Below are 22,633 nucleotides of genomic sequence, written 5' to 3' on the forward strand. Positions count from 1 at the left end.
GCATGAACCCCCTATCCATGAACTCAAGCCAGAGTGACTACCCCGTGACGACCCCAGGCGATACCGCAGTCATGGTGCTGCTGGTGGACGACCAGCCAATGATCGGCGAAGCCGTGCGCCGCGCGCTGGCGGACGACCCCAGCATCGACTTCCACTTCTGCTCCGATCCGCACCAGGCCATCGCCCTGGCGATCCAGATCAAGCCCACGGTGATCCTCCAGGACCTGGTGATGCCCGGCGCCGACGGTCTTTCGCTGGTGCGTGAGTACCGCGCCAATCCGGCGACCCGCGACCTGCCGATCATCGTCCTGTCGACCAAGGAAGACCCGGCCGTGAAGAGCGCGGCGTTCAGTGCCGGCGCCAACGATTACCTGGTCAAGCTGCCCGACGCCATCGAACTGATCGCGCGGGTGCGCTACCACTCGCGCTCCTACCTCGCCCTGCAGCAGCGCGACGAGGCCTACCGCGCCCTGCGCGAGAGCCAGCAGCAGCTGCTGGAAACCAACCTGGTGCTGCAGCGCCTGATGAACTCCGACGGCCTCACCGGGCTGTCCAACCGCCGGCACTTCGATGAGTACCTGGAAATGGAGTGGCGCCGCGCCCTGCGCGAGCAGACCCAGCTGTCGATCCTGTTGATCGACGTGGACCACTTCAAGGCCTACAACGATACCTTCGGCCATGTGCAGGGCGACGAGGCGTTGCGCCAGGTGGCCGGGGCCATCCGCGCCAGCGCCAGCCGCCCCTCTGACCTGCCGGCGCGCTACGGCGGTGAGGAGTTCGTCATGGTCCTGCCCAACACTTCGCCCGGCGGTGCACGCCTGTTGGCGGAGAAGCTGCGGCGCCTGGTGCAGGACCTGAACATCCGCCACGAGCTGCCGACACCGGGTTCGTCGCTGACCATCAGTATCGGCGTGGCGACCCTGATCCCCCAGGCCGGGCAGGCCTGCCGCCAGCTCATCGAACTGGCCGACCAGGCGCTCTATAACGCCAAGCACGGCGGGCGCAACCAGGTGGCCATCGCCGGCTGAACGGGTGGGGAGGGCGCGGAAACGGTGAGCGTGCTTTGTCGTAAAGCCTGAAAGGGCGCCGAAAAATCACGTATACTTGCCGGCTTTTCTACGCCCTTTACCCGTGAGAGATGCCCGCCATGGAAATCCAACCGATCCTCAACAGCATCAAGGACCTCTCCGACCGTACCCATTCGATTCGGGGGTATCTTTGACTACGATCTGAAACATGATCGTCTGATCGAAGTAAACCGCGAACTGGAAGACCCGGCGGTCTGGAACAAGCCCGAATACGCCCAGAACCTGGGCCGCGAGCGCGCTATGCTGGCGCAGATCGTCGAGACCCTCGACGAGCTCACCGGCGGTCTGGCCGACTCCCGTGACCTGCTCGACATGGCGGTCGAGGAGAATGACGAGGGCGCCGTCGGCGACGTCGAGGCCGAAGTCCAGCGCCTGCGCGAGATTCTCGAGAAGCTCGAGTTCCGCCGCATGTTCAGCGGCGAGATGGACCCCAACAACGCCTACCTGGACATCCAGGCCGGCTCCGGCGGCACCGAAGCCCAGGACTGGGCCAACATGCTGCTGCGCATGTACCTGCGCTGGGCGGACAAGAACGGTTTCAGCGCCGAGATCGTCGAGCTGTCCGAGGGCGAAGTCGCCGGCATCAAGGGCGCCACCGTGCACATCAAGGGCGAGTACGCCTTCGGCTGGCTGCGCACCGAGATCGGCGTGCACCGCCTGGTGCGCAAGAGCCCGTTCGACTCCGGCAACCGTCGCCACACCTCGTTCACCGCGGTATTCGTGTCGCCGGAAATCGACGACAACATCGAGATCGAGATCAACCCGGCCGACCTGCGCATCGACACCTACCGCTCCTCCGGCGCGGGCGGTCAGCACGTGAACACCACCGACTCCGCGGTGCGTATCACCCACGTGCCGACCAACACCGTGGTGGCGTGCCAGAACGAACGCTCCCAGCACGCCAACAAGGACACCGCCATGAAGATGCTGCGGGCCCGGTTGTACGAGCAGGAGATGCAGAAGCGCACCGCCGCCTCGCAGGCGCTGGAAGACACCAAGTCCGATATCGGCTGGGGTCACCAGATCCGTTCCTACGTGCTCGACCAGTCGCGCATCAAGGACCTGCGTACCGGCGTGGAGCGCAGCGATTGCGACAAGGTGCTCGACGGCGACCTGAACGAGTATCTGGAAGCCAGCCTGAAACAAGGCCTGTAACAGCACCCCCTGCGGGGCGGGCCGCGCGGCCCGGCCCCGCCAGTAACCCCTATTGATCAAGACGCCAGGCAGATAGACGACCATGAGCGACCAACAACTCGACGCTACCGAACTGCAACAGGAAGAAAACAAGCTGATCGCCCAGCGCAAGGAAAAGCTTGCCGCCGTGCGTGAAGCCAAGGCCATCGCCTTCCCCAACGACTTCCGCCGCGAGAACTACTTCGCGGACCTGCAGAAACAGTACGAAACCGCGACCAAGGAAGAGCTGGAAGCAGCTGCCATCCCGGTCAAGGTTGCCGGTCGCATCATGCTCAACCGCGGCTCCTTCATCGTCCTGCAGGACAGCAGCGGCCGTCTGCAGGTCTACGTGAACCGCAAGACCCTGCCCGAAGAGACCCTGGCCGAGATCAAGACCTGGGACCTGGGCGACATCATCGGCGCCGAAGGCACCCTGGCCCGTTCCGGCAAGGGCGACCTGTACGTCGAGATGACCAACGTGCGCCTGCTGACCAAGTCCCTGCGCCCGCTGCCGGACAAGCACCACGGCCTGACCGACACCGAGCAGCGCTACCGCCAGCGCTACGTCGACCTGATCGTCAACGAGGAAACCCGCCACACCTTCCGCGTGCGTTCCCAGGTCATCGCCCACATCCGTCGCTTCCTGTCCGATCGCGGCTTCCTCGAAGTGGAAACCCCGATGCTGCAGACCATCCCCGGCGGCGCTGCGGCCAAACCGTTCGAAACCCACCACAACGCGCTGGACATGGCCATGTTCCTGCGTATCGCCCCGGAGCTGTACCTCAAGCGCCTGGTGGTCGGTGGCTTCGAGAAGGTCTTCGAGATCAACCGCAACTTCCGTAATGAAGGCGTTTCGACCCGGCACAACCCCGAGTTCACCATGCTCGAGTTCTACCAGGCCTACGCCGACTACGAAGACAACATGGACCTGACCGAAGAGCTGTTCCGCGAGCTGGCCCAGGCCGTGCTCGGCAGCACCGACGTGCCGTATGGCGACAAGGTCTTCCACTTCGGCGAGCCGTTCGCCCGCCTGTCCGTGTTCGACGCCATCCTCAAGTACAACCCGGAGCTCACCGCGGCTGACCTGACCGACCTGGAGAAGGCCCGCGCCATCGCCAAGAAGGCCGGCGCCAAGGTCCTCGGCCACGAAGGCCTGGGCAAGCTGCAGGTGATGATTTTCGAAGAACTGGTCGAGCACAAGCTGGAGCAGCCGCACTTCATCACCCAGTACCCGTTCGAAGTGTCCCCGCTGGCCCGCCGCAACGACAACGACCCGAGCGTCACCGACCGCTTCGAGCTGTTCATCGGTGGCCGCGAGATCGCCAACGCCTACTCCGAGCTCAACGACGCCGAAGACCAGGCCGAGCGCTTCATGCTGCAGGTCAAGGAGAAGGACGCCGGTGACGACGAGGCGATGCACTACGACGCCGACTTCGTCAACGCGCTCGAATACGGCATGCCGCCCACCGCCGGTGAAGGCATCGGCATCGACCGCCTGGTGATGCTGCTGACCAACTCGCCGTCGATCCGCGACGTCATCCTCTTCCCGCACATGCGCCCGCAGGCGTAAGCGCAGGAACAGGAGAGAAAGGCCGCCCTCGGGCGGCCTTTTTCGTTTCCGCGCTGTCTGGCGGCGCCGGAGTCAACCTGTAGGAGCGCGCCATGCGTGCGTTCGCGGACATGGCTCGCTCCTACAAACGGGTGGGAAACTTGCGGTATACCATCCGACGAAATGCATGCCTGCCGCCGTGGCTCGGCCACGCTGTGGCACGTCTCACTCCCAGGCCTGATTCCCAGCCGCCTGCTCTGCCTCGCGGCCCGTTCCGTGCGCCGGTGTCGCAGCTGCAAAGCGGCAATTGTTTTCCCACAGAAAAGCTCGAACAATGAGCCATCAGGCCGCGCCGCCGGAGGTAATGCCAGTGACCCAAGTGTCCCCGCGAGACAGCGCAGCGCAAGTCGCCAGCGCCATCGCAGAAAGTGTCAAATACCAGGGCCGCAAGGCCAGCCGCCAGGGCAGCGAGCAGCGCCGCCAGGCGATCCTCGACGCCGCCCTGCGGATCATCGTGCGTGATGGCGTCCGCGCCGTGCGCCACCGTGCCGTGGCCGCCGAGGCCGGTGTGCCGCTATCGGCGACCACCTACTACTTCAAGGACATCCAGGACCTCATCACCGACACCTTCGCGCTCTTCGTCGAACGCAGCGCCGAAGCCCTGTCGACCTTCTGGAGCAGCGTCGAGGGCGATCTCCAGGCCATGGCCGCCGGCCTCGGCCAGGACGACCCGCTGGCTCGCCGCGAGCTGACGGCCAATATCGTCGAGCTGGCGATCCAGTACGTCATGGTCCAGCTCAACGAGCGCCGCGAGCACCTGCTGGCCGAACAGGCCTTCCGCCAGGAAGCGCTGCTCAACCCCAGCCTCAGCGATCTGGCACAGCGTCACCGGCGGATTCTTTCCCTGGGCGTGGTGCATTTCTTCGAAGTGCTCGGTTCCAGACAGCCCGAACAGGATGCCCGGGTGTTGACGGCCATCATCCTGCAGATGGAGTATCAGGGCCTGCTGGACGGGGCCGACCACCTGCAGATCGAGGAAATGCGTGCCATCCTTAGCCGCTATCTCGATCTGGTGATGGGCCTGTAGCCCCGACTGCTGCATTCCAACCCCGCCATCCGGCGGGGTTTTCGTGTCGGAATTCCGGATGCCCGCGCCTGTCGCATGGGAAGGCATACGGATTTAAGGAGGGCGTGATGAAAGTCTGGCGTGCACTGCTGCTGTTGAGCATCGGCCTGCTCAGTGGCTGTCTGGTGACGTTCAAGGACCCGATTCCGGCCAACGAGCCCGCGCCGGCTCACTTGCTGGGCCAGTGGTCGCGTGTGGACGAGTACGGCGAGGAGCAGTTCCTCGAAGTCACCCGCTCCGGCTCCAACCTCTACCGCGCTCTGAGCTACGTCGACAGCAAGGACAACACCGACAGCGTCGAGGACTTCGGCTTTACCGTCGCCCACCACGGCAAGCGCTGGTACCTGTCTGCCGGCTTGCCGAAGAGCATGGGCGGCAACTTCGCCCTGGCCGGCTTCGAGATCACCGACAAGGACGAACTGGTGATCTATAACCTGGATGTCGAGCACATCCTGCAGGACATGAAGGAAGGCGCGCTCAAGGGCGAGAAGGTCGACACCGAACAGGGTGCAGGAGCGCTGGTGACCAGCCAGTTGCCCCAGGTCATCGCCTACCTCAACGATCCGGCCAACTCCGACGTGTTCGTCGAAGCGCTGCGCTTTTCGCGCGTGACCCCGGGAGAAAAGCAATGACCCCACGGCGCAAGAAGTCCACGCCCAACGAGTACCAGCAGATCATCCGCGGCCTGTCCGACCGCATCGTCGAGGCGCAGACGCCGATCCGCGTGCTCGACGCCATCAAGTGGGACGACGGCATCCGCGACGACTTCCTCAAGGGCCGGGGCAAGCACGCGCCCAAGGTCGACCGCGCCTACTACGACAGCCGCCCGCTGTCCTTCGACAGCAGCGCGAAAAAGCAGGAATTCCAGAACATCGAGCGCGACATCACCCGCCACCTGGGACAGTTCAACCCGGTCGGGCAGATCATGCGGCGCATGTGCAAGGAATACCGCATGGTCATCCGCATGCTCGAAGCGCGCGGCACCCAGGATTTCGGCCTGATTTCCCAGGAGCTCTATGGCTCGGCCTCCGACGCCTTCCATGCCGGCGACCCGACCCTGGCCGACCTCGGCCTGATGCTCTCGGACTACCTGAACAACATCGCCGACCGTGGCGACCTCAAGGACGAACCCAAGACCCTTACCGCCAGCGACGCGGTGAAGATGCTGCAGGAACGCCTGAACAAGGTGTTCGACGGCAAGGAAGACACCATCCGCGTCTTCGAGTCCGACGGCATCGTCGCCGACGCCGCGGCCGGCGCCGACTACATCAAGGTGCGTGCCGACGCCATGTTCAACGAGCGCGACGTGCGCGCGCTGGAAGTCCATGAAGGCCTGGTGCATGTCGGCACCACGCTCAACGGCCTCAACCAGCCGATCTGCACCTTCCTCGCCAAGGGGCCGCCGTCCTCCACGGTGACCCAGGAAGGCCTGGCGATCCTGATGGAAGTGATCGCCTTCGCCTCCTACCCGACGCGCCTGCGCAAGCTCACCAACCGCACCCGCGCCATCCACATGGCCGAGGAGGGGGCGGATTTCCTCGAGGTGTTCCACTTCTACCGCGAGCAGAACTACAGCGTGGAGAGCAGCTACCAGAACGCCAGCCGCGTGTTCCGTGGCTCGACCCCGGTCGGCCTGCCGTTTACCAAGGACCTGTCGTACCTCAAGGGCTTCATCCTGATCTACAACTACATCCAGCTCGCCGTGCGCAAGGGCAAGCTGGAGCAGATCCCGCTGCTGTTCTGCGGCAAGGCCACCCTGGAAGACATGCGCACCCTGCGCCAGCTGGTGGACGAAGGCCTGGTGGTGCCGCCCAAGTACCTGCCGCCGCAGTTCCGCGACCTCAACGCACTGTCGGCGTGGATGTGCTTCTCCAACTTCCTCAACCACCTCAGCCTCGACCGCATCGAGGCGGATTACGCCAATATCCTTTGACCGCCATGCGTTCAAAACGGGCCTCGGTCGTAGGATGGCGTGGAGCGAAGCGATACCCATCGATATTTCGGCGCTGCCGGGTGATGGGTATCGCAAGCGCCACCCATCCTACGTAAGGTGCTTCCTTGCAATCAGGGTGCGACGTATTCCATGGATGAACTCATGCTGAACCGCTGTTTCCGCGCTGTTGCCGTCTCGCTGCTCCTCGCACTCGGCGGCTGCAGCTCGCTGCTGTTCTACCCCAGCGACGATGTCGCCATCACCCCCGCCCGCGCCAAGCTCGACTACCGTGACGTCAGCCTGACCACCGCCGACGGCGTGAAGCTCGCCGGCTGGTGGTTGCCGGCGAAGGCGGGCGTGCCGGTGAAGGGCACCGTGCTGCACCTGCACGGCAACGGCGGCAACATGGCCTGGCACCTGGGCGGAGCCTACTGGCTGCCGGAGCAGGGCTACCAGGTGCTGATGGTGGACTACCGCGGCTACGGGCATTCCGAGGGCGAACCGAGCCTGCCGGCGATCTACCAGGACATCGACGCCGCCTTCGCCTGGCTGGACAAGGCGCCGGAAGTGCAGGGCAAGCCGGTGATCCTGCTCGGCCAGAGCCTGGGTGGCGCCATGGCCGTGCACTACCTGGGCCTGCACCCGGAGCGGCAGAAGCAGCTGCACGCGGTGGTGCTCGACGGCGTACCCGCCAGCTACCGCGATGTGGCGCAGTACACCCTGTCCACCAGCTGGCTGACCTGGCCGTTGCAGGTTCCGTTGTCCTGGCTGGTGCCCGACGGCGATAGCGCGATCCGCTCCATGCCGCGACTTTCTGGCGCACCCGTGCTGCTCTTCCACAGCATCGACGATACCATTGTGCCCCTGGACAACGGCCTGAGCCTCTACAAGGCCAAGCAGCCGCCGAAGGTCTTCCAGCTGACGCGCGGCAACCATGTGGAAACCTTCGGCGAACCCGTGTGGCGCGAAGTGATGCTGCGCTTCCTCGACGACCCGCAGCACTTCACCGGTTTGCGGCGCCTGGCTGAAGTCCCGAACTATCCCTCTCCGGCGAAGCCACAGGAATCGCAGGCGGACCCGAAACAACAAGGCAACCCATGAACGAGCGCAACCCGATCTCCTACATCCTCACCGTCATCGCCACCATCTTCGTCTCGGTCGGCACGCTCTGGTACTACGGCTACCTGCATTTCGCCAAGCCCGAGGACGCGCTGGAACTGACCCAGTTCACCATGCTGAAAAGCATCCCCGGCCAGGACAGCACCAAGCTTTCCCTGGACCCGGCCGACCAGCAGGCGCAGTGCATCGATGGCGTGCTGGTGATGTTCGACATGAGCCAGAAGGGCCTCACCGGCGTACTGGTCGACGGCCGCAAGCGCGCCGTGCGCTGCATGGGCGAGCAGACCCCGCAAGAGGTCAAGTGACGGCGAGCCCGCCGTCGCAGGCCAAGGGAGCAAGCACAGTGAGCCATCCCGAGATCCGCGTCTGGCAGGGCGACATCACCCGCCTCGACGTCGATGCCATCGTCAACGCCGCCAACAGCTCGCTGCTGGGCGGCGGTGGCGTCGACGGCGCCATCCACCGGGCCGCCGGCCCGGACCTGGTCCACGCCTGCCGCCCGCTGGGTGGCTGCAAGACCGGCCAGGCGAAGCTCACCGCCGGCTTCCGCCTGCCGGCGCGCTTCGTCATCCACACCGTCGGGCCGGTCTGGCGCGGCGGAGATCATGGCGAGCCGGAGCTGCTCGCCCAGTGCTACCGCAACAGCCTGCAGCTGGCTGAGGACAAGGGCCTCGCCAGCGTCGCATTCCCCGCTATCAGTACCGGCATCTACGGCTATCCCGCCGAAGCGGCAGCACAGGTCGCCGTGGACGAGCTGCGTCGTCCACGGCGGCAGGGGAGTTCGTTGAAGGAGTTGGTGCTGGTGCCGTTCTCGGCGGAGATGGCAGAGCTGTATCGGCGTCTTCTGGCCTAGATCAAACGACGTATTCCGGGCGTCCGTCGTCAATCCAGCGCTGATAACGCGCGTCGATGGCGGGGCTCAGCTTTGCGTAGTTGTCCCAGCTGTCGGTTACCGAATAGAGAGCCTCTTCATCCACGCCGAACGTCTCGAAGTAGTCATCGATATAGCGGCTGTCATGATCCAGGCCCCGGTAGTAGGCAATGGTGAACGCGTTGCCATGCGCAGCGAGGTCTTCGCCGATCAGCTTCTCGTCCAACACCTCGATCAGGAACCGGGCCCCGGTCATGTCCTTGCGCTGCAGCGCCGCCACTGCCTCGGCGGCATCCTCGAGCAACTCCTCGCTGACCATTTCATTGAGGATCAGCCAGGCCAGGAACATACCGATGTGGGTGGCGGCGGCGGACGGCGGCAGGTCTTCGGGGAAGTCGCCTTCGTAGTGCCAGGAGGCGTCATCGTATTTCATGGGGGCTCCGACTGCAGTTGGGCCGCTGATTCTGCCAGATCGGTAAGCATATGGTTGGCGATGGGGCCCATCGTAGACGGGCCCCATGGGCGCGATCGCGCTCGATACGCTCTTCTAAAAGGCGGCCCGCTCCTACTGTGAAAGTAGGAGCGGGCGTTCTGCCGGATCAGTAGGCCCCACTCACCGAGGAGCGCGGCTGCACCGGATTGGCGTCGTTGGAAATGGTCACCTCGACGCGGCGGTTCATGGCCCGGCCGGCGGCAGTGCCGTTGCTCGATACCGGGTATTCCTTGCCGTAGCCACGGGCAACGACGCGGTCAGGCGTCACGCCCTGGCTGAGCAGCGCCAGGCGGATGGCGTCGGCGCGACGCTCCGACAGGCCCTGGTTGTAGGAGGAGGAGCCGCTGCTGTCCGTGTAGCCCTCGACGATCACCTTGCGCTCCGGGTTCTGCTGCAGGTAACCCGCCAGGTTCTGCACGTTGCTCATCGCGCCCGGCTTGAGCTCGGCGCGATCGAGATCGAACAGCACGTCACCGAAGGACACCATGGTCCCGCGGGAAGTCTGCTTGGCGTTCAGCTCGCCCTTGAGCTTGTTCAGCTGTGCGGTACGGGCGTCGAGACGTGCCTGGGCGCGCTGGGCGGAGGTGTTCTTCAGCTGATCCTCGGCGTCGCGCAGGGCCACGGTCTGGTTGGCCAGTTCGATGCGCTGCTGAGTCAGGTAGGCCAGCTGGTCCACTTCCTTCTGGTTGGCGCCGTCGCGGTAGGCCTGGTCGGCCTTGGCCAGCCAGTCGCCGGCGTCCTTGGTTTCCAAGGCGGCCTGCTGGGTGGCCTGGGGCTCGGCCTGCAGGGCCTGGAAGTCGCCACGGGCTTTCTCCAGGTTGGCGTTGGGCGGCGTGGAGCAGGCGGCCAGGGCCAGGGCGAGAGTCGAGATGGCGGGCAGTACGATGAGTTTGTTCATGTCGAAATTCCTTATATGACCGGGCGTAGGGGCGGGATCACTGGGCCTGCTGCAGGCCTTCCTGACGCAACTCCATCACGCCCTGCTGGGCGTCCTTCACCGCGTTCTGGGCCTTCACGGCCTGGGACTTGCGCTCGGCCACGCGGGCGTCCCACTCGGCCTGCTGGGCCAGGTTGCGGGCCTGGTCGTATTCCTTGTCGTTCAGGGCGATACGCGCCTGGGCGAGCTTGTCCTGGGCGTTCTTGGTTTCCACCGGGGCGAACTCGGGGCCGCCGTTGCTGACGGCAGCATTCACCGCGGATTCGGTGACGGCCATCTGTTCGCTGGGCGGGTTACCGGCGCAGCCGGCCAGCAGCACGGCGCTGCCGAGGGCGAGCAACCCCAGGCGCCAGCTGCGCAGCGAGACACGGGTGGAAAGAGCAGGGACAGTTCGAGCGCTCTGAGATTTCAGTTCCATTGGGCGAATCCTCTGACGTTGGTAAGGGGTTCCCTCGGCGTTTCGATTGCCGGCGGATGCGGGCCGCTCTCCGGCGCGGTTCTGCGTGGCAGAGAGTGGGCATCTGTTTAGGGGACTAAGTGTTTTGTCAGGGGGTTCAAAAAAAATGCCCGCCGTACAGGCGGGCATTCTTCAGTCATCGGCGTCGATCAGCCGCGATAGCGCAGCAACCGCAGGCCGTTGAAGACCACCAGCAGGCTGGCGCCCATGTCGGCGAACACTGCCATCCACAGGGTGCCTTCGCCGGTCAGGGTGAGGGCGAGGAACACCGCCTTGATGCCCAGCGCCAGCGTGATGTTCTGGATCAGCACCCGGTGGGTCTGGCGCGACAGGCGAATGAAGGACGGCAGTTTGCGCAGGTCGTCGTCCATCAGCGCGACGCCGGCGGTTTCGATGGCCGTGTCGGTACCCGCCGCGCCCATGGCGAAGCCGATGTCGGCGCGGGCCAGGGCCGGGGCGTCGTTGATGCCATCGCCGACCATGCCGACGCGTTTGCCGCCTTCCTGGCGCTGCTTCACTTCGCGCAGCTTGTCCTCGGGCAGCAGGTTGCCCAGCGCCTCGTCGATACCGACCTGGGCGCCGATGGCGTTGGCGGTGTGGGGGTTGTCGCCGGTCAGCATCAGTGTCTTCACGCCCAGGTCGTGCAATTGGGCGACGGCTTCACGGCTGGTTTCCTTGACGCCATCGGCCACGGCGAACAGCGCCAGCGGGCCTTGCGCGTCGAGCAGCACGATGACCGTCTTGCCCTGCTGTTCGAGCGCGTCGAGGCGGGCTTCCAGCTCCTTCGAGCACAGCTCCAGCTCCTCCACCAGGCGGTGGTTGCCCAGGTGATAGGTGCGGCCGTCGATCTCGCCCTTCACGCCGCGGCCGGGCAGGGCGGTCAGCTCGCCGACGCTGTACAGCGCGACGTTGTCGGCCTCGGCGGCCTGGGCCACGGCGTGGGACACCGGGTGGTCCGAGCGCGCAGCAAGGCTGGCAGCCAGGGCGCGCACGTCGCCGGCAGCGGATTCCCGCAGGGCGGTGAAGTCGGTCTGGCGCGGGCGGCCTTCGGTGAGGGTGCCGGTCTTGTCCAGGGCGATCCACTCCAGCGAACGGCCCATCTCCAGGAACACCCCGCCCTTGATCAGGATGCCCAGGCGAGCCGCCGCCGACAGGCCGCTGACGATGGTCACCGGCGTGGAAATCACCAGCGCGCAGGGGCAGGCGATCACCAGCAGCACCAGCGCGCGGTACACCCAGTCTAGCCAGGCGCCGCCGAAGAACAGCGGCGGCAGCAGCGCGGTGACGATGGCGATGAGGAACACGACCGGGGTGTAGATGCGCGAGAACTGGTCGACGAAGCGCTGGGTCGGCGCGCGCGAGCCCTGGGCCTCTTCCACGGCGTGGATGATGCGTGCCAGGGTGCTGTCGTCGGCCACGCGGGTGACGCGGTATTCCAGCGCGCTTTCGCCGTTGATGGTGCCGGCGAACAGGGTGTCGCCGACCTGTTTTTCCACCGGCAGGCTCTCGCCGGTGATGGGTGCCTGGTTGACGCTGGAGCGGCCGTCGAGCACTTCGCCGTCCAGTGCGATGCGCTCGCCGGGGCGCACGCGCACCCGTGCGCCGAGGGCGACGGACTTGGCGGAGACTTCCTGCCACTGCCCATCCACCTGCACCGTGGCCTGTTCCGGGGCCAGCTGCAGCAGGCCGCGAATGGCGTTGCGCGCGCGCTCCAGCGACTTGGCTTCGATCAGCTCGGCGATGGCGAACAGTACCGCCACCATGGCCGCTTCCGGCCACTGGCCGATCAGCATGGCGCCGGTCACGGCAATGCTCATCAGGGCGTTGATGTTGAGGTTGCGGTTCTTCAGGGCGATCCAGCCCTTGCGGTAGGTCGGCAGGCCTGCACCGAGGATGGCAGCGACGGCCAGCGCGGCCACCAGCCATTGCGGGCCGATGGCGAACCACTCGAAGAACTCCGACGCAGCGGCGGCAACGGCGCCCAGGGCCAGCGGCCACCAGGGTTTCGGCCTGGCAGGCGGTGCGGACGCGGGGGCGTTTTCATCCAACGGTTCGGCCTGCATGCCGAGGGAGGCCACCAGCTTCTGCAGCGGCTCGATGCTGTCGAAGCGGTGTTGTACGCGCAGCAGGCGCTGCATCAGGTTGAAGTCCAGGTTCTCCACGGCGGACACGCGGCCCAGCGCGTCGCGCAGCAGGCGTTCCTCGGTGGGACAGTCCATGGCCTCGATGCGCAGGCTGGTCCAGCGCAGCTCGCCGCTGGCCGAGCCGGCCGCGGCCGTGGCGGCACTTTCGGCACGCGCACTGCGATCTTCGCCCTGATCATGGGTGTGATCGTGATCGTGATCGTGATCGTGATCGTGATCGTGATCGTGATCGTGAGCATGGCCGTGGTCATGCTTGCGCGCGGCAGCCGGGGCGCGCAGCAGCGCGCCTTTGTCGCAGCCGCAGCAATCGGCGGCATCATGTTCACGGTCCTGTACAGGGCCGTGAATGGTCGGCCCCTGGCGATTGGCAGTCATGTCGTCCGTTCCTGTTTGACGAGTTGCTGCCGATTGCACACCCTGTAGCAACTACAGAGTCAAGTGTCCCTTGGCGAGGAGTCGAAAATGAAGATCGGTGAACTGGCGAAACTGACCGGCTGCCCGGTGGAGACCATCCGCTACTACGAGCGCGAAGGCCTGCTGCCCGCGCCATCGCGCAGCGAAGGCAACTACCGGCAGTACGACGCCAGCCACGTCGAGCGGCTGTCGTTCATCCGCCATTGCCGTTCGCTGGACATGACCCAGGAGGAGATCCGCATTCTCCTCGGCCTGCGCGACCGCCCCGAATCCGACTGCGGCACCGCCAACCGGCTGATCGACGAGCACCTGCACCACGTCGAGGTGCGCATCGCCGAGCTGCAGTCGCTCAGCCAGCAACTGCGTGACCTGCGCGCGCAGTGCCAGGGAGAGGGCAGCAGCGAGGATTGCGGCATCCTGCGCGAGCTGGAGCAGCCGGCGGAGCCGTCGGTGATTCCGGAGGTCTGCGCGGAGGCGGGGCATTTGCATGTGCCCGGCGTTCACGGCCGGCATTGATCGCATCCGGTGGGAGCGCGCTATGGGCCCGTTCCTACCGGATAGATCTGTGCTCGGATCGGCCCTCACCCTAACCCTTTCCCTGAGGGAGAGGGCTGGGGTGAGGGGGAAAGCACAAACACGGAACTACCAGTCGTAGGGCGGATAACGCGCCAGCGTTATCCGCCGATTGAGTAGCCGGCGGATAACCTGTTCCAGGTTGTGCGCCCTACGAAAAACCAAACGCCCTGGCATCTGCCGGGGCGTTTGCATTCAGGAGTGCTCGGCCTCCGTCAGCTCATGCAGGTACTTGCGCGATAGCGCGAGGAAACGCGGCGTAGGGCCGATGTCCTCGTAGATCGGGTCGCCCTGTTCGTCCTGGGCCACTACCTTGGTCCCCTGCACGTAGGGGAAGCTCGCCTCCAGCTCTTCCAGCGCCGCACTGACCAGTTCTCCCAGCAGCTCCTCGACGCTGCGCTTGGGGTACATGTCATGCAGCGCGGCCAGACGCGCGGCCGTCTCGACGTCCAGCGGAATGCTGTACTGGTGGTTGGTCATGCGCCCCCTGGCGTTCTTTTCCCAATGGCGTACCAGCTCGCGGATTTTCATGTTCACCTCTAGGGTCGTTACGTGGCGGTCGGCCCTCGTGAGGTCGCCGCAGGTTTTCCCATCGATGGGGATAACTTTCAGCCTAGACGTTGTCCGAGCAGGATTGCGGGCGTTCGTCGAGCGCTTGCCTGCCGGCTGCGCCGGCGGCACTGTAAACCCTGCGACGCCCTTTCTCTCTCTGATCCAGGAGACTGCGATGCCGGATATCGATGCGCGCCTGCGCGAGGACGTTCACCTGCTCGGCGAGCTGCTCGGGCAGACCATTCGCGCCCAGTACGGGCAGGGCTTTCTCGACAAGATCGAGCTGATCCGCACTGGCGCCAAGGCCGCCCGGCGCGGCTCCGCCGAAGGCGCCAAGCAGCTCACCGCGACCCTCGACGGCCTGGGCGAAGATGAACTGCTGCCGGTGGCGCGCGCCTTCAACCAGTTCCTCAACCTGGCCAACATCGCCGAGCAGTACCACCGTATCCGCCGGCGCACGCCCAAGGAGCCGGAGCCCTTCGAGAATCGTGTGCTGGCCGAACTGCTGGGCCGCCTGCGCAAGTCCGGCCTGGGCGCCGAGGGCCTGGCGCGTCAGGTGGCGGACCTGGAGATCGAGCTGGTGCTCACCGCGCACCCCACCGAAGTGGCGCGCCGCACGCTGATCCAGAAGTACGACGCCATTGCCGGGCAACTGGCCGCCGGCGACCACTCCGACCTGCTGCCCGAAGAGCGCCAGGCGGTGCAGGAAAAACTCCAGCGCCTGATCGCTGAAGCCTGGCACACCGACGAGATCCGCCGTACCCGTCCGACCCCGGTGGACGAGGCGAAATGGGGGTTCGCGGTGATCGAACATTCCCTCTGGCACGCCTTGCCGGCCTTCCTCCGCCATGTCGATCGAACCCTGCAGGCAACCCTGGGCGAGCGCCTGCCGCTGAGCGCCGCGCCGATCCGCTTCGCCTCCTGGATGGGCGGCGACCGCGACGGCAACCCCAACGTCACCGCCGCCATCACCCGTGAGGTGCTGCTGCTGGCGCGCTGGATGGCGGCTGACCTCTATCTGCGCGACGTCGACAGCCTGGCCGCCGAGCTCTCCATGCAGCAGGCCAGCGAAGAACTGCGCGGCGAGGTCGGCGACCTTGCCGAGCCCTATCGCGCACTGCTCAAGCAACTGCGCGAACGCCTGCGCGCCACCCGCGCCTGGGCCGAGCGCGCCATCCACAGCGGCGAGGAGCCGGGCGCCGAGGTGCTGCAGGACAACCGCGAACTGCTGGAGCCGCTGCAACTCTGCTATCGCTCGTTGCAGGCCTGCGGCATGGGCGTGATCGCCGATGGCGACCTGCTCGATACCCTGCGCCGCGCCGCCACTTTCGGGCTGTTCCTGGCGCGGCTGGACGTGCGTCAGGACTCCACGCGCCACGCCAATGCCATGGCCGAGATCACCGAGCACCTGGGCCTGGGCAACTACACCGAGTGGGACGAAAGCGTGCGCCAGGAATTCCTCCTGGAAGAACTGGCCAGCCGCCGCCCGCTGTTGCCGGCCAATTACCAGGCCTCGGCCGAGACCGCCGAAGTCCTCGCCACCTGCCGTGTGGTGGCGCAGGCGCCGGCCGCCTCGTTGGGCTCCTACGTCATCTCCATGGCCGGGCAGCCGTCCGACGTGCTCGCCGTGCAACTGCTGCTCAAGGAATGCGGGCTGGAGCGGCCGATGCGCGTGGTGCCGCTGTTCGAGACCCTGGATGACCTGGACAACGCCGGCCCCTGCATCGACCGCCTGCTCAGCCTGGACAGCTACCGAACCCGCCTGGCCGGGCCGCAGGAAGTGATGATCGGCTACTCCGACTCGGCCAAGGACGCCGGCACCCTGGCCGCGGCCTGGGCGCAGTACCGCGCGCAGGAGGCGCTGGTGGACATCTGTCGCAACCATGGCGTCGAGCTGCTGCTGTTCCACGGCCGTGGCGGCACCGTCGGGCGTGGCGGCGGCCCGGCCCACGCGGCGATCCTCTCGCAGCCGCCGGGCTCGGTGGCCGGGCGTTTCCGCACCACCGAGCAGGGCGAGATGATCCGCTTCAAGTTCGGCCTGCCGGACATCGCCGAGCAGAACCTCAACCTCTACCTGGCCGCCGTGCTGGAGGCCACCCTGCAGCCGCCGCCGGTGCCCGAGCCGGCCTGGCGCGAGGAGATGGACCGCCTGGCCGCCGATGGCGTGCTCGCCTACCGTGCGGTGGTGCGGGAGAACCCGCAGTTCGTCGATTACTTCCGCGAAGCCACGCCGGAGCAGGAACTGGGCCGCCTGCCGCTGGGCAGCCGCCCGGCCAAGCGCCGCGAGGGCGGGGTGGAAAGCCTGCGCGCGATCCCCTGGATCTTCGCCTGGACCCAGACGCGCCTGATGCTGCCGGCCTGGCTGGGCTGGGAAGATGCCCTGTTCAAGGCCATCGAGCGCGGTGAAGGCGCACTGCTGGGGCGCATGCGCAAGGAGTGGCCGTTCTTCACCACGCGCATCGACATGCTGGAGATGGTGCTGGCCAAGGCTGACCGGGAAATTGCCCAACTCTACGACGAGCGACTGGTGCAATCGGAACTGCGACCATTAGGTGCGCATTTACGCGACCTATTGTCGCAGTCGGTGCGAGTGGTGCTGGGGCTTACAGGGCAATCGCAGCTGCTCGCCCACGCCGCCGAGACGCGCGAATCCATCGGCGTGCGCAACACCTACCTGGACCCGCTGCACCTGCTCCAGGCCGAGCTGCTGTCGCGCTCGCGGCGCTGCACGGGCGATGCCTGCGGCGGTCTGGAGCAAGCCATGCTGGTGACAGTGGCCGGTATTGCGGCGGGGCTGCGAAATACCGGCTGAGGGTCGGCAACCCCCCACCAAAGGTGGATTGCCGCGCCGCCAATTGAGATTAATTTGATGGCTGATCCCGGGTACGGAAACGGCCCGGGATCGGCGTGCGCAGTCCCCATGGCCGGCTTGTGTGGTGTGGGACCGCTGTGTATCGTGAGCAACCTTTCGGCGCACCTCTGCGCCATTCCAAGCATGATGAGATTGGCCCCACGAGGCGGATCCGTGATTTCGCTTAACAAGTATTAAGGAGCATATCGATGCGTGTGATTCTGCTCGGGGCGCCCGGTGCCGGCAAAGGTACCCAGGCTCGCTTCATCACTGAGAAGTTTGGCATTCCGCAGATTTCCACCGGCGACATGCTGCGTGCAGCGGTCAAGGCTGGCACCGAGCTCGGCCTGCGGGCCAAGAGCGTAATGGACGCCGGCGGCCTGGTTTCCGATGACCTGATCATCAACCTGGTCAAGGAGCGTATCGCCCAGCCCGACTGCGCCAAGGGTTTCCTGTTCGACGGCTTCCCGCGCACCATTCCCCAGGCCGAGGCCATGAAGGAAGCGGGCGTCTCCATCGACCACGTGGTCGAGATCGCCGTGGACGACGAGGAAATCGTCGGCCGTATCGCCGGTCGCCGCGTTCACCCGGCCTCGGGTCGCGTCTACCACGTCGAGCACAACCCGCCGAAAGTGGCTGGCAAGGACGATGAGACCGGCGAAGAGCTGATCCAGCGCGAAGACGACAAGGAAGCCACCGTGCGTCACCGCCTGTCGGTCTACCACTCGCAGACCAAGCCGCTGGTCGACTTCTACCAGAAGCTGGCGGATGCGCAGGGCACTCCGAAGTACACCCGCGTCGAGGGTGTCGGTTCGGTCGAGCAGATCACCTCCAAGGTGCTCGGCGCTCTGAACTGATCCATCGCCGTATCAGCCAAAGGCCCGCACATGCGGGCCTTTGGCGTTTATAATGCCCGCCCGTTTTTATCGCCCTGTTCTCAACGTCCTATGGAAAACACCATGCCCACGTTGCTGGCCCTGGATACCTCGACCGAAGCCTGTTCCGTCGCCCTGCTGCATGACGGCCGCCGGTTCGTACGCCACGAGGTGATCCCGCGCCTGCATGCCCAGCGCCTGCTGCCCATGGTGCAGGACATCCTCGCCGAGGCCGGCATCGCGCTCTCCGCCGTCGACGCCATCGCCTTCGGTCGCGGCCCCGGTGCCTTCACCGGCGTGCGGATCGCCATCGGCGTGGTGCAGGGCCTGGCGTTCGCGCTGCAGAAACCGGTGCTGCCGATCTCCGACCTGGCCGTGCTCGCTCAGCGCGCCTACCGTGAGCACGGCGCCCATCAGGTGGCTGCGGCCATCGATGCGCGCATGGACGAGGTGTACTGGGGCTGCTACCGCCTGGAGCAGGGCGAGATGCGCCTGGCCGGCGCCGAGGCGGTACTGCCGCCCGAGCGTGTCGAGCTGCCGCGCGATGCCCAGGGCAACTGGTTCGGCTCCGGCACCGGCTGGGGCTTCGAAGAGCGCCTGGCGGTGAAGGTTGCCGCCTGTGATGCCAGCCTGCTGCCGCACTCCGAAGACCTGCTGACCCTGGCCGAATTCGCCTGGGCCCGCGGCGATGCGGTTGACGCAGAGCAGGCCCAGCCGGTCTACCTGCGCGACAACGTGGCGACCCCCAAGAAAGCCTGACCTGTGCCAATTGACCGCAGTCGCGCGCGGTCGCTAGAGTGATGGGCATTCCCACCGAGTTTTCGCCATGCGTATCGACGGCTTTACCTCCACATCCCAGACCACGGAGCGCGGTTCCCGCACGGGCACTGCTGTCACTCCGTTCCGGGAAGTGCAGCGTGACGTCGAGACCCGCCGCGAGCAGCCCGCGCCGACCTCGGCCAGCCAGGGGCTCGACTCGCAATCGCAGACCCGCCGCGTGGAGTCCTCCAACGCCAGCAGCTACAGCTTGCCGGCGACCCTGCGCGACAACCTCGACTACCAGCGCCCGCTGACCTCCCGCGCGGCCCAGGCGCTCGCCAGCTATACCAGCACCGCCAGCATGGTCAGCCAGTACGAAGGCCAGGAAGTCGTCGGTCTCGACCTCTACGCCTGATGCAACTGCCGTACTTCCTGGGCTGCCCTTCGTGGAACGAGCCCGCCTGGCGCGGCACTTTCTATCCCGCCGACCTGCGCCCCGCCGAAACACTGTCCTTCTACGCCCAGGTGTTCAACGCCGTGGAAGGCAACACCACCTTCTACGCCCGCCCCAACGCCGACACCCTCGCGCGCTGGGCGCAAACCATGCCGGAGACCTTCCGCTTCTGCGCCAAGCTGCCGCGCGACATCAGTCACGAAGGCGACCTGCGCGGCCAGCTGGAAAACACCCGGGACTTCCTCGCGCTGCTGGCGCCGCTGGGCCAGCGCGTGGCGCCGCTGTGGCTGCAGGTTTCCGCGAGCTTCGGCCCGGATCGCCTGGGCGAGCTGGCTGCCTGGCTGGATGAGTTCTCCGAGCGGCGCATCGCCGTGGAAGTGCGCCACCCGGCGTTCTTCGCCAAGGGCGACGAGGAGCGGGCGCTGAACCGCCTGCTGCTGGACCGTGGCGTCGAACGCATCTGCCTGGACTCGCGGGCATTGTTCGCCGTGCAGTCCGATGATCCGGCCGTGCTCCATGCCCAGTCGAAGAAGCCCAAGGTGCCGGTGCGCCCGGCAGCGTTCAGCGACAGCCCGCAGGTGCGCTTCATCGGCGGCCCCGATCTGGACGCCAATCTCGTCCATCTCGCGCCCTGGGTTGGCAAGGTTGCCGAGTGGATCGAACAGGGCCTGACGCCCTACGTCTTCCTCCACACTCCGGACAACCACCGCGCCGCCGAACAGGCGCAGCGCTTCCACGCCTTGCTGCGAGAGCGCCTGCCGGGGCTGCCACCGCTGTTCGAGCCCAAGCCGGAAGTGGAACAGCTCGGCCTGCTCTGAGCCGCCAACTGTGCATGGCGCCCTGCAGGCGAGGGGGCTAACCTGCTCCTTCCCCGTTCGGCAAGGAGACAGCCATGACCAACCAACAGCAACGTGGTGACGCCTTCCGCGCGCTGCACCAGCGCGACGGCCTGTTCGTCCTGCCCAATCCCTGGGATGCCGGCTCGGCGAAGATGCTCGCCCACCTGGGCTTTGAAGCCCTGGCCACCACCAGCGCAGGGTTGGCCTTCGCTCTCGGCCGGCGCGACGCCGAAGGTACGGTGAGCCGTGACGAAGCGCTGGCCAATGCCCGCGCGATAGTCGAAGCAACGCCGCTGCCGGTCGCTGCCGACCTGGAGAACGGCTACGGCGATGCAGCGGAAGACTGCGCCGAAACCATCCGTCTGGCCGCTGCTTGCGGGCTGGTTGGCGGTTCCATCGAAGACGCCACCGGCCGCCCGGATGCGCCGATCTACCCGCTGGAGCTGGCAGTCGAGCGCGTCGCTGCCGCCGTGCAGGCCGCCCGCGCGTTACCGTTCACCTTCACCCTGGCGGCGCGGGCGGAGAATTTCCTGCACGGCCGCGTCGACCTGGACGACACCATCCGCCGCCTGGTGGCCTTTGCCGAAGCCGGTGCTGACGTGCTCTACGCGCCGGGCCTGAAGACCCGCGAGGAAATCGCCGCCGTCGTCAGCGCCGTGGCGCCGCGCCCGGTCAACGTGCTGGTGGGCTCGCCGGCGCTGCAGCTGAATCTGGAGGAACTGGCCGAGTTGGGTGTAAAGCGCGTCAGCGTCGGCTCTTGTCTGGCGCGGGCGGCCTACGGTGCGTTCTTCAGCGCCTCCGAAGCCCTGGCCAAAGGCGACCTGACGCCGATGCACGGCGCCATGCCGTTCGACCGGATCAACGGGTTGTTCCGGGGCTGAGCCTTGCGCTGGTGGTTGCTCGGATTCGTCGTCTTATGCGCCGGCATGGCGTTGGCGCTGCAGCAGCGCTGGATCGAGGTGCCAAGCCGTTGGAATCCCTGGGCGCCGCTGGATGTGCGCGACGAGCCGAACCTGCTGACGCGCTACAAGCTCTGGCGCCTGCGTGATGATGCGCAGTTGTGCCAGTTGGCGCTGCAAAGCTCCGACCTCAAGGCGCAGGCCATGGCCGATAGCGAACCCGTGGCCGGCTGCCCGTTGCACAACGTCTGGCGCGTGCAGGCTGCCGGGGTGAAGCTGAGCAGCAGCTTCCTCGCCAGTTGCCCGCTGGCGGTGAGTTTTGCGCTGTTCGAGCGTCACTCCCTGCAAGCGGCCGCGCGGGAAATCTACGGCCAGCCGGTGGTGGCAGTGGAGCACCTGGGCAGCTTCGCCTGCCGCAATATCTATGGCCGCGCCGATGCCCGGCGCAGCCAGCACGCCACGGCCAACGCGCTGGACGTTGCCGCCTTCCGCCTGGCCGATGGCAGGCGCATCGTGGTAGCGAAAGACTGGAGCGGGGATGGCGACGCCGCACGCTTCCTGCGCTCCGTGCGCGACCGCGCGTGCAGCAACTTCGACGGCGTGCTCGGGCCGGACTACAACCGCGCGCACCACGATCACTTCCACCTCGACCTGGGCGGCTGGCAGATCTGCCGTTGAGCCTGCCCGCTGCGTGCTGCGGTAGAATGGCGGCTTTTCCCAGGATCGCCCCGTCATGACCGAAGTCCTCACCCCGCCGCGCATCGTCGTCCAGGCGCTGGCACCTGCCTGGCAGGCCGCCGCCGAGCAGTGGGCGCAGCGGCTCGGTCTGTCGATGGGGGAGGGCGATGCCGATTTCGCCCTGCAGTTGGGTGATGACGGCTTGCAGCTGCTGCAGCTGGGGCCGGATTCGCCCGGCCCGGTGCGGGTGGATTTCCTCGAAGGGTCTGCTGCGCATCGCCGGCAGTTCGGCGGCGGCGCCGGGCAAATGATCGCCAAGGCCGTCGGCATCCAGCAGGGCGTGCGTCCTCGTGTGCTGGACGCCACCGCTGGCCTGGGCAAAGACGCCTTCGTACTGGCGACCCTGGGGTGCGAGATGGACCTGACCGAGCGCCAGCCGATCATCGCCGCGCTGCTGGAAGACGGCCTGGCCCGTGCGGCGGGGGATTTCGAGGTGGGCGCCATCGTCGCGCGCATGCGCCTGCTGCAGGGCAACTCCATCGAGCGCATGACCGCGTGGGAAGGGGAGGCGCCGCAGGTGATCTACCTCGACCCGATGTTCCCGCACCGCGACAAGAGCGCACTGGTGAAGAAGGAAATGCGTCTGTTCCGTCCGCTGGTGGGCGATGACCTCGACGCTCCGGCGCTGCTGGAGGCGGCACTGAAACTGGCCAGCCACCGGGTGGTGGTCAAGCGCCCGCGCAAGGCGCCGATCATCGAGGGCGGCAAGCCCAGCTACAGCCTGGAAGGCAAGTCCAGCCGCTATGACATCTATCCGCTGAAAAGCCTGAAGGGCTGAGTTTTCTTTTC

The 22,633-nt window shown here is 66.4% G+C and carries 23 protein-coding genes; 18 read left to right on the forward strand and 5 right to left on the reverse strand.

What is annotated here, in order from left to right:
- Nucleotides 1-17: 17 nt before the first annotated feature.
- The 9 genes from IB273_RS20505 (at nt 18) to IB273_RS20545 (ending at nt 8,841) form a co-directional block, all read left to right on the forward strand.
- Nucleotides 18-1,028 carry a response regulator gene (locus IB273_RS20505; protein WP_139791560.1) on the forward strand — a complete coding sequence of 337 codons (1,011 nt, stop codon included), beginning with the start codon at nt 18-20 and terminating at the stop codon, nt 1,026-1,028.
- A gap of 119 nt (nt 1,029-1,147) precedes the next feature.
- A protein-coding gene (gene prfB / locus IB273_RS20510; RefSeq protein WP_138212621.1) for a peptide chain release factor 2 occupies nt 1,148-2,243 on the forward strand; the annotation gives its coding sequence in 2 pieces (ribosomal slippage) (nt 1,148-1,219 and nt 1,221-2,243; 1,095 coding nt in all).
- 82 nt (nt 2,244-2,325) lie between these two features.
- Entirely contained in the window at nt 2,326-3,831 is a 1,506-nt protein-coding gene (gene lysS, locus IB273_RS20515; RefSeq protein ID WP_081517829.1) for a lysine--tRNA ligase, read from the forward strand.
- Nucleotides 3,832-4,180: 349 nt separating this feature from the next.
- The gene (locus IB273_RS20520) at nt 4,181-4,897 is read left to right on the forward strand and encodes a TetR/AcrR family transcriptional regulator (protein ID WP_081518178.1); all 717 of its coding nucleotides are present in this window, start codon (nt 4,181-4,183) and stop codon (nt 4,895-4,897) included.
- Between the two features lie 107 nt (nt 4,898-5,004).
- Nucleotides 5,005-5,568 carry a hypothetical protein gene (locus IB273_RS20525; protein WP_081517830.1) on the forward strand — a complete coding sequence of 188 codons (564 nt, stop codon included), beginning with the start codon at nt 5,005-5,007 and terminating at the stop codon, nt 5,566-5,568.
- On the forward strand, nt 5,565-6,869 hold the full coding sequence (locus tag IB273_RS20530; RefSeq protein WP_081517831.1) for a flavohemoglobin expression-modulating QEGLA motif protein: 1,305 nt from the start codon (nt 5,565-5,567) through the stop codon (nt 6,867-6,869). The genes IB273_RS20525 and IB273_RS20530 overlap by 4 nt, the downstream gene beginning before the upstream one ends.
- Nucleotides 6,870-7,031: 162 nt before the next feature.
- Nucleotides 7,032-7,970, forward strand: coding sequence for an alpha/beta hydrolase (locus IB273_RS20535; protein ID WP_151186244.1), 939 nt, complete (start codon nt 7,032-7,034; stop codon nt 7,968-7,970).
- Nucleotides 7,967-8,293 (forward strand): hypothetical protein, encoded by a 327-nt coding sequence (locus IB273_RS20540; RefSeq protein ID WP_081517833.1) that lies wholly within the window; start codon nt 7,967-7,969, stop codon nt 8,291-8,293. The genes IB273_RS20535 and IB273_RS20540 overlap by 4 nt, the downstream gene beginning before the upstream one ends.
- A 38-nt stretch (nt 8,294-8,331) precedes the next feature.
- Complete coding sequence (locus IB273_RS20545; RefSeq protein ID WP_081517834.1) at nt 8,332-8,841, forward strand: O-acetyl-ADP-ribose deacetylase; 510 nt, start codon at nt 8,332-8,334, stop codon at nt 8,839-8,841.
- Between the two features lies 1 nt (nt 8,842).
- Here IB273_RS20545 and IB273_RS20550 read toward each other — a convergent pair whose 3' ends face one another.
- The 4 genes from IB273_RS20550 to IB273_RS20565 all read right to left on the reverse strand — a co-directional run bounded on the left by IB273_RS20550 (nt 8,843) and on the right by IB273_RS20565 (nt 13,265).
- Nucleotides 8,843-9,292 (reverse strand): hypothetical protein, encoded by a 450-nt coding sequence (locus IB273_RS20550; RefSeq protein ID WP_081517835.1) that lies wholly within the window; start codon nt 9,290-9,292, stop codon nt 8,843-8,845.
- A gap of 166 nt (nt 9,293-9,458) precedes the next feature.
- Nucleotides 9,459-10,250 carry an OmpA family protein gene (locus IB273_RS20555; protein ID WP_081517836.1) on the reverse strand — a complete coding sequence of 264 codons (792 nt, stop codon included), beginning with the start codon at nt 10,248-10,250 and terminating at the stop codon, nt 9,459-9,461.
- 37 nt (nt 10,251-10,287) lie between these two features.
- Complete coding sequence (locus IB273_RS20560) at nt 10,288-10,707, reverse strand: DUF4398 domain-containing protein (protein WP_081517837.1); 420 nt, start codon at nt 10,705-10,707, stop codon at nt 10,288-10,290.
- A 188-nt stretch (nt 10,708-10,895) separates the two neighbouring features.
- Nucleotides 10,896-13,265 (reverse strand): heavy metal translocating P-type ATPase, encoded by a 2,370-nt coding sequence (locus tag IB273_RS20565; RefSeq protein WP_225610217.1) that lies wholly within the window; start codon nt 13,263-13,265, stop codon nt 10,896-10,898.
- An 87-nt stretch (nt 13,266-13,352) separates the two neighbouring features.
- Between IB273_RS20565 and cadR the strand changes: the two genes are divergently transcribed.
- The gene (gene cadR / locus IB273_RS20570) at nt 13,353-13,820 is read left to right on the forward strand and encodes a Cd(II)/Pb(II)-responsive transcriptional regulator (protein WP_192224892.1); all 468 of its coding nucleotides are present in this window, start codon (nt 13,353-13,355) and stop codon (nt 13,818-13,820) included.
- Between the two features lie 252 nt (nt 13,821-14,072).
- On the opposite strand, the gene IB273_RS20575 is transcribed toward cadR, so the two are convergent.
- Nucleotides 14,073-14,408, reverse strand: coding sequence for a pilin assembly protein (locus tag IB273_RS20575; RefSeq protein ID WP_081517840.1), 336 nt, complete (start codon nt 14,406-14,408; stop codon nt 14,073-14,075).
- A gap of 196 nt (nt 14,409-14,604) precedes the next feature.
- On the opposite strand from IB273_RS20575, the gene ppc reads away from it, so the two are divergent.
- The 8 genes from ppc (at nt 14,605) to IB273_RS20615 (ending at nt 22,622) form a co-directional block, all read left to right on the forward strand.
- On the forward strand, nt 14,605-17,241 hold the full coding sequence (ppc, locus tag IB273_RS20580; protein ID WP_192224893.1) for a phosphoenolpyruvate carboxylase: 2,637 nt from the start codon (nt 14,605-14,607) through the stop codon (nt 17,239-17,241).
- A gap of 248 nt (nt 17,242-17,489) precedes the next feature.
- A complete protein-coding gene (gene adk, locus IB273_RS20585) occupies nt 17,490-18,137 on the forward strand; it encodes an adenylate kinase (protein WP_192224894.1) in 648 nt (215 codons plus the stop codon).
- 102 nt (nt 18,138-18,239) lie between these two features.
- A complete protein-coding gene (gene tsaB / locus IB273_RS20590) occupies nt 18,240-18,914 on the forward strand; it encodes a tRNA (adenosine(37)-N6)-threonylcarbamoyltransferase complex dimerization subunit type 1 TsaB (protein WP_192224895.1) in 675 nt (224 codons plus the stop codon).
- Between the two features lie 67 nt (nt 18,915-18,981).
- Nucleotides 18,982-19,329, forward strand: coding sequence for a hypothetical protein (locus IB273_RS20595; RefSeq protein WP_081517844.1), 348 nt, complete (start codon nt 18,982-18,984; stop codon nt 19,327-19,329).
- Nucleotides 19,326-20,186: a DUF72 domain-containing protein gene (locus tag IB273_RS20600; protein ID WP_139791533.1), complete on the forward strand. Its 861-nt coding sequence runs from the start codon at nt 19,326-19,328 to the stop codon at nt 20,184-20,186. Before IB273_RS20595 ends, IB273_RS20600 begins: the two co-directional genes overlap by 4 nt.
- Before the next feature lie 74 nt (nt 20,187-20,260).
- A complete protein-coding gene (locus IB273_RS20605) occupies nt 20,261-21,088 on the forward strand; it encodes an isocitrate lyase/PEP mutase family protein (protein WP_192224896.1) in 828 nt (275 codons plus the stop codon).
- 45 nt (nt 21,089-21,133) lie between these two features.
- A complete protein-coding gene (locus tag IB273_RS20610) occupies nt 21,134-21,784 on the forward strand; it encodes an extensin family protein (RefSeq protein WP_192224897.1) in 651 nt (216 codons plus the stop codon).
- Nucleotides 21,785-21,839: 55 nt separating this feature from the next.
- Nucleotides 21,840-22,622, forward strand: a complete 783-nt coding sequence (locus IB273_RS20615) for a class I SAM-dependent methyltransferase (protein ID WP_192210108.1) — start codon at nt 21,840-21,842, stop codon at nt 22,620-22,622.
- Nucleotides 22,623-22,633: the final 11 nt, after the last annotated feature.

Origin of the sequence: Pseudomonas sp. PDM19 (assembly GCF_014852215.1) — a bacterium.
Classification (GTDB): domain Bacteria; phylum Pseudomonadota; class Gammaproteobacteria; order Pseudomonadales; family Pseudomonadaceae; genus Pseudomonas.

Excerpts from the sequence above, each read along its gene's own strand:
- IB273_RS20505 (WP_139791560.1), top strand. The coding sequence starts at position 18 with ATGAACTCAAGCCAGAGTGACTACCCCGTGACGACCCCAGGCGATACC.
- lysS (WP_081517829.1), top strand. The coding sequence starts at position 2,326 with ATGAGCGACCAACAACTCGACGCTACCGAACTGCAACAGGAAGAAAAC.
- IB273_RS20525 (WP_081517830.1), top strand. The coding sequence starts at position 5,005 with ATGAAAGTCTGGCGTGCACTGCTGCTGTTGAGCATCGGCCTGCTCAGT.
- IB273_RS20530 (WP_081517831.1), top strand. The coding sequence starts at position 5,565 with ATGACCCCACGGCGCAAGAAGTCCACGCCCAACGAGTACCAGCAGATC.
- IB273_RS20535 (WP_151186244.1), top strand. The coding sequence starts at position 7,032 with ATGCTGAACCGCTGTTTCCGCGCTGTTGCCGTCTCGCTGCTCCTCGCA.
- IB273_RS20540 (WP_081517833.1), top strand. The coding sequence starts at position 7,967 with ATGAACGAGCGCAACCCGATCTCCTACATCCTCACCGTCATCGCCACC.
- IB273_RS20550 (WP_081517835.1), bottom strand. The coding sequence starts at position 9,292 with ATGAAATACGATGACGCCTCCTGGCACTACGAAGGCGACTTCCCCGAA.
- IB273_RS20555 (WP_081517836.1), bottom strand. The coding sequence starts at position 10,250 with ATGAACAAACTCATCGTACTGCCCGCCATCTCGACTCTCGCCCTGGCC.
- IB273_RS20560 (WP_081517837.1), bottom strand. The coding sequence starts at position 10,707 with ATGGAACTGAAATCTCAGAGCGCTCGAACTGTCCCTGCTCTTTCCACC.
- IB273_RS20565 (WP_225610217.1), bottom strand. The coding sequence starts at position 13,265 with ATGACTGCCAATCGCCAGGGGCCGACCATTCACGGCCCTGTACAGGAC.
- cadR (WP_192224892.1), top strand. The coding sequence starts at position 13,353 with ATGAAGATCGGTGAACTGGCGAAACTGACCGGCTGCCCGGTGGAGACC.
- IB273_RS20575 (WP_081517840.1), bottom strand. The coding sequence starts at position 14,408 with ATGAAAATCCGCGAGCTGGTACGCCATTGGGAAAAGAACGCCAGGGGG.
- ppc (WP_192224893.1), top strand. The coding sequence starts at position 14,605 with ATGCCGGATATCGATGCGCGCCTGCGCGAGGACGTTCACCTGCTCGGC.
- adk (WP_192224894.1), top strand. The coding sequence starts at position 17,490 with ATGCGTGTGATTCTGCTCGGGGCGCCCGGTGCCGGCAAAGGTACCCAG.
- tsaB (WP_192224895.1), top strand. The coding sequence starts at position 18,240 with ATGCCCACGTTGCTGGCCCTGGATACCTCGACCGAAGCCTGTTCCGTC.
- IB273_RS20595 (WP_081517844.1), top strand. The coding sequence starts at position 18,982 with ATGCGTATCGACGGCTTTACCTCCACATCCCAGACCACGGAGCGCGGT.
- IB273_RS20605 (WP_192224896.1), top strand. The coding sequence starts at position 20,261 with ATGACCAACCAACAGCAACGTGGTGACGCCTTCCGCGCGCTGCACCAG.
- IB273_RS20610 (WP_192224897.1), top strand. The coding sequence starts at position 21,134 with ATGGCGTTGGCGCTGCAGCAGCGCTGGATCGAGGTGCCAAGCCGTTGG.
- IB273_RS20615 (WP_192210108.1), top strand. The coding sequence starts at position 21,840 with ATGACCGAAGTCCTCACCCCGCCGCGCATCGTCGTCCAGGCGCTGGCA.